At 64.4% G+C, this 4,826-nt stretch carries 3 protein-coding genes and 2 pseudogenes; all 5 read left to right on the forward strand.

Going from position 1 to position 4,826, the window contains the following annotated elements; genetic code table 11:
- Positions 1-125, forward strand: a pseudogene (locus EOA23_RS31615) (cell division protein FtsZ); the annotation flags it as partial.
- 170 nt (positions 126-295) lie between these two features.
- Positions 296-1,357 carry a maleylacetate reductase gene (locus tag EOA23_RS31620; protein ID WP_127306986.1) on the forward strand — a complete coding sequence of 354 codons (1,062 nt, stop codon included), beginning with the start codon at positions 296-298 and terminating at the stop codon, positions 1,355-1,357.
- A gap of 208 nt (positions 1,358-1,565) precedes the next feature.
- Positions 1,566-2,564 (forward strand): ABC transporter permease, encoded by a 999-nt coding sequence (locus EOA23_RS31625; protein ID WP_127306987.1) that lies wholly within the window; start codon positions 1,566-1,568, stop codon positions 2,562-2,564.
- A 37-nt stretch (positions 2,565-2,601) separates the two neighbouring features.
- On the forward strand, positions 2,602-3,618 hold the full coding sequence (locus EOA23_RS31630) for a sugar ABC transporter substrate-binding protein (protein ID WP_042647520.1): 1,017 nt from the start codon (positions 2,602-2,604) through the stop codon (positions 3,616-3,618).
- Between the two features lie 12 nt (positions 3,619-3,630).
- A pseudogene (locus tag EOA23_RS31635) lies at positions 3,631-4,826 on the forward strand (ABC transporter permease); the annotation flags it as partial.

Below are 4,826 nucleotides of genomic sequence, written 5' to 3' on the forward strand. Positions count from 1 at the left end.
ATGCAGACATCATCGTCGGCGCCATCTTCGACCAGTCCCTGGCCGGGAAGTTCCGAGTGTCGGTCGTCGCGACGGGACTGCGCAAGAGCGCGAGCGTGATGCAGTTCGAGCAGAGGATCGCCTAACGCGATCGTCGGCCGCGCCGATGGCGCGGCGCAATCGGCTGCTCCCAGCTTCTGATGGCAAATAGATCCCTGGCCGCCAGATTTCGTCGGCCAGCGCACTTACGCGCGCGCCTCTTCGTCGCTAACTTTTGTGCCACGGCATACAGTCGCGGCTGACGGGAGAGGCTCACATGAAAAGCTTCGTCTACAACGCCCAGCCGGCACGCGTCATCTTCGGATCAGGCACGATCGCAAGGCTCCCGGAGGAGATCGACCGTCTAGGGCTGAAACGTGTGCTGGTCCTGGCCACGCCGCCGCGGGAGGCCGATGCCCGCCGCCATGCCGAGTTGCTCGGCCACAGGGCAGCCGGCGTCTTTGCCAGGGCGGCGATGCATACGCCGGTGTTCGTCACCGAGGACGCGCTGCGGGTCGCGGCGGAACTCCAGGCCGACGGGCTGGTCGCGGTCGGCGGCGGCTCCACGACGGGTCTCGCCAAGGCGATCGCCTTGCGCACCGACCTGCCGCAGATCGTGATGCCGACGACCTATGCCGGCTCGGAAATGACGCCGATCCTCGGCGAGACGAAAGATGGCGTGAAGGTCACCCAATCAAGCCCGAGGGTGCTGCCGGAAGTGGTCATCTACGACGTCGACCTGACGATGACGCTTCCCGCTTCCCTGTCGGGAACAAGCGGCATGAACGCCATCGCGCATGCCGTTGAGGCGCTCTATGCCAGGGAAAGCAACCCGGTGATAAATCTGATGGCGACCGAAGCCATCGGCGCGCTGGTGGGCGCCCTGCCGCTCATTGCCGGGAACCCGCATGACCGCGATGCGCGTTCCGAGGCGCTTTACGGCGCCTGGCTCTGCGGCATCTGCCTCGGCTCGGTCGGCATGTCGCTGCACCACAAGCTTTGCCATACGCTCGGCGGCAGTTTCGATCTGCCGCATGCGGAGACCCATACGATCGTGCTGCCGCATGCGCTGGCCTACAACGCCCCCGCCGTTCCGGCCGTCATGCAAACCCTGCGGGCCGTGCTGAAGACGAACGATCCCGCGATGGCCCTTTATGATCTCGCCGGCCGGATCGGCGCAAAACGCGCGCTGTCCGAGATCGGCATGCCGTCCGACGGGATCGATATCGCGACGGACCGTGCGCTGGCCAATCCTTACTGGAACCCGCGGGCGCTGGAGCGGGAACCGATCCGGGCCCTTATCGCGCGCGCCTATGCCGGCGAGCCGCCGCAGGCCTGAGAAGGCTGCCCCTGGGATGGAAGCGTCACGAAGCTTACGCTTAGTCGCGGGGGGCAAACTGCACAGCGTGTCAGAAAAACGAAATTGTCGGCCGACGCTCCAGCCGTAATTGTCCCATACAGGCGAACGGCCGGGTTTCTTGGGAGGATTCCAGAGCGGCTGGTCGCCTGAGCAAGGCGCCAACTTTTGGCTGCCTGGGAGGAGGAACATGCCTGGTTCGGGCCAATCGGACGACAGGCGCCTTGGCTTCAAGGCGTCGCAGGAAGTCGTCGTCGTCGCGATCTCGGTCGTGCTGTTCCTCGTCTTCTCGGCGACGCTCAACAATTTCCTGAGCCAGGGCAACATCATCGCCATCCTCAAGAACGTGTCGATCCTCGGCACGCTGGCCGTCGGCATGGGCTTCGTCGTCGTCGGCCGCGGCATCGACCTCACCATGGTGGCGGTGATGGTCGTCGGCGTCGCCTTCAGCATCTGGATTTCCACCTGGGGCATCGATTTCACGCTTGCCGTGATCTGCGGCGCCATCCTGGTCGCGGCCATCGGCCTGTTCACCGGCATCATGGTGGCGATCGCCGAAGTGCCGCCGATCTTCGCCACTCTGGCCATCGCCTCCTCGGTCTACGGCTCGGGGCGCATCGTCTTCGCCTCGGACGTGCTCTATGCGCCACCGGATATCGCCTGGCTGAAATTCGTCGGCAATGGCAGCGTGCTCGGCATACCGATGTCCGTCGTCATCTTCGGCGCGGTGGCGGCGCTGATGGGGCTCTTCCTGAGGAAGACGCGCTTCGGCCGGCTGGTCTACGCAACGGGTGATAATCCGAACGCGGCCCGCACCACCGGACTGCCCACGCGCCCGATCATCGTGACGCAATATGTCATCAGCGCGCTCATCGCGTTCACCGCCGGCATCATCATGACCGGTCTCGTCACCGGCATAGACACGCGCCTCTACAATTCGAGCCTGATCTACGACGTGTTGCTGGTGGTCGTGCTGGGGGGCATCGGCCTGTCGGGCGGGCAGGGCGGCGTGCGCAATGTCATCGCCGGCACCATCCTGGTCGGCATCCTGACCAACGGCATGACGATCCTCAACTTCTCCTACACCAGCCAGAATTTGATCAAGAGCGTGATCCTGCTCGGCGCCCTTGCCATCGACGCCATCATCAATCCGCGCGACGAGCAGACCTCGCAGAGCGGCGACATCTGAAACAAGAACTCGAACCATCAAATCAGGGAGGAAACCTATGAAGATATTCAAGAAATGCCTGTTGGCGGGCATGGCCGCGCTCGCGCTGCTAGGCGTCGCGCAGGTCGCAAGCGCGCAGGAAACCGATCAGGTCGGAAGAGCCGCCTATCTCGACGGCGTTAAGGGCAAGAAGGTCATCTTCGTGCCGATCTCGCAGGGCATGGACCTCAACCAGGCCTGGGTGATGGTGTGGCAGCGCCACGCTGCCCGCTATGGCTTCACGCTCGAGGTGCGCGATCCGAACGGCGACACCAATGCCGGCATCCGCGCCATGCAGGGCGCGATCGCCGAGAAGCCCGACCTGATCATCGTGCAGAACCCGGACGTGCAGACCTATGCGCGCCTTTTGAAGCAGGCGCAGGCCGCCGGCATCAAGGTGCTGCAGGTCAACATGCAGTCGGCGACCCAGACCGACTCCTATGTCGGCAATGACTGGATCGAGATGGGCCGCCTGGAGATGGGCGAGCTGGCCAAGCATTGCACCGGGCCGAACGCCGTTTCGCACAAGGTGGTGTGGCTCGCCGGCGTCCAGACGGGCGCCGCTAACATCTATATGCGTACCGGCATCGACGAGGTGCTGAAGGCCAATCCAGAGCTGCAGCTCGTCTCCGACCAGCCGGCCGACTACATCAGCGAAAAGGCCCGCCAGATCACCGAGACGGTGCTGCAGCAGCATCCCGATCTCTGCGGCATCATGGGCATCTGGGACAATGCCGAAGTCGGCGCGGGCGCGGCGGTAGCGGCTGCGGGCAAGCAGGATCAGGTCACCATCGTCACCAATGGCGCGGGTGCCGCGACGGGCTGCGAGAGCATCAAGAACGGGCTGCTCGACGTGATCTTCAATTTCAACGCGCCGATCCAGGGCGAGATCGCCGCGCAGCAGATCTCCGAGTTGCTGCAGCACCCTGACCGCAAGGCCGGCAGCGAGAAGACCATCTTCTTCGGCCCGATCACCCGCGTCGACAAGACCAATGCGACCGGCCGGAACTGCTGGAAGCCCGAAGACATCAAGTAAACGGACTTTCCGATGAGCATGGCCGAAAGCCTTGTGCGCTGGCGCTACCGTCTGCTCCCCGACCATGTGGTCGGGGAGATCCTGACCAAGAAATGGATCGACAGCGTCATTCCCTTCACGGCGCTGGTGATCCTGTGCGCGATCTTCGGCGCGATCGTGCCGGGTTTCTTCGACGTGACGACGCTGACCAATCTCAGCGGTCAGATCGCCGAGCTCGGCCTGGTCGTGCTCGGCATGACCATCGTGATGGTGTCCGGCGGCATCGATCTCTCGGTCGGCTCGACCTTCGCGCTCGCCGTGCTGGTCACGCTCTACGGCATGAATGTCCAACAGTGGAGTTTTGGGACCGGCCTGCTGGCATGCCTCGGCCTCGGCGTTGTCTGCGGCGCCATCAACGGCTTCCTGGTCGGCTTCCTGCGCATGCGGGCGTTCCTGACCACGCTGGTCACGCTCATCATCTACCGGTCCACCTTCGACATCGTCTTCCCGCATGTCTCGACGGCGATCGTCACCAGCGGCCCGGATTCGCCGACCTATGATTTTCTCGGCTTCGGCACGATCTGGGGCGTGCCGACCTCCTTCGCGGTCTTCGTGGTCATTGCCATCGTGATCCACCTGGTGCTGTCGCGCGCCCGCTATGGCTGGCGGCTGTTCGCGGTCGGCGGCGCGCGCCGCTCCGCCTACAATGCCGGCATCAATGTGCGTTTCACCCTGTTCAGCGCCTATGTGCTCTGCTCGGTTCTGGTGGCGCTCTCCGGCTTCTTCTTCTCGGCTCGCATCGGCAGTGCCGCGTCCGATATCGGCACCGGGCTTGAGCTGCAGGTGCTGACCGCGACCGTGCTCGGCGGCATCTCGCTCGGCGGTGGGCGCGGCTCGGTCGCCAAGGCGCTGATGGGCACGATCTTCGTGCTCGTCCTGTCGAACAGCCTGCTCGCGCTCGCCGTGCCCGGCCCGGTCAACTACCTGATCCTCGGCCTCGTGCTGCTGCTCTCGGTAATGCTCGATGTGCGCTGGGTGAAGAACCGCCACAAGATCCTGCGCAGCGTCTATATTTCGCCGACCTTCGCCAAGATGCCGCAGGCGATCTCGACCGCGCCCGGTGCGCCGATGGCGGTGAACGACCGGCTGAAGAATGTCGGCGTCATCGGCCTCGGCTTCCTCGACGGCGCCGAGGACGTGATCTTCGACCGGCAGGACCGGCTCTATAC

Source organism: Mesorhizobium sp. M2A.F.Ca.ET.042.01.1.1 (genome assembly GCF_003997405.1).
Lineage (GTDB): Bacteria > Pseudomonadota > Alphaproteobacteria > Rhizobiales > Rhizobiaceae > Mesorhizobium.

Bases quoted from the DNA above. Each gene is read 5' to 3' on its own strand.
- EOA23_RS31620 (WP_127306986.1), top strand. From the start codon at position 296: ATGAAAAGCTTCGTCTACAACGCCCAGCCGGCACGCGTCATCTTCGGA.
- EOA23_RS31625 (WP_127306987.1), top strand. From the start codon at position 1,566: ATGCCTGGTTCGGGCCAATCGGACGACAGGCGCCTTGGCTTCAAGGCG.
- EOA23_RS31630 (WP_042647520.1), top strand. From the start codon at position 2,602: ATGAAGATATTCAAGAAATGCCTGTTGGCGGGCATGGCCGCGCTCGCG.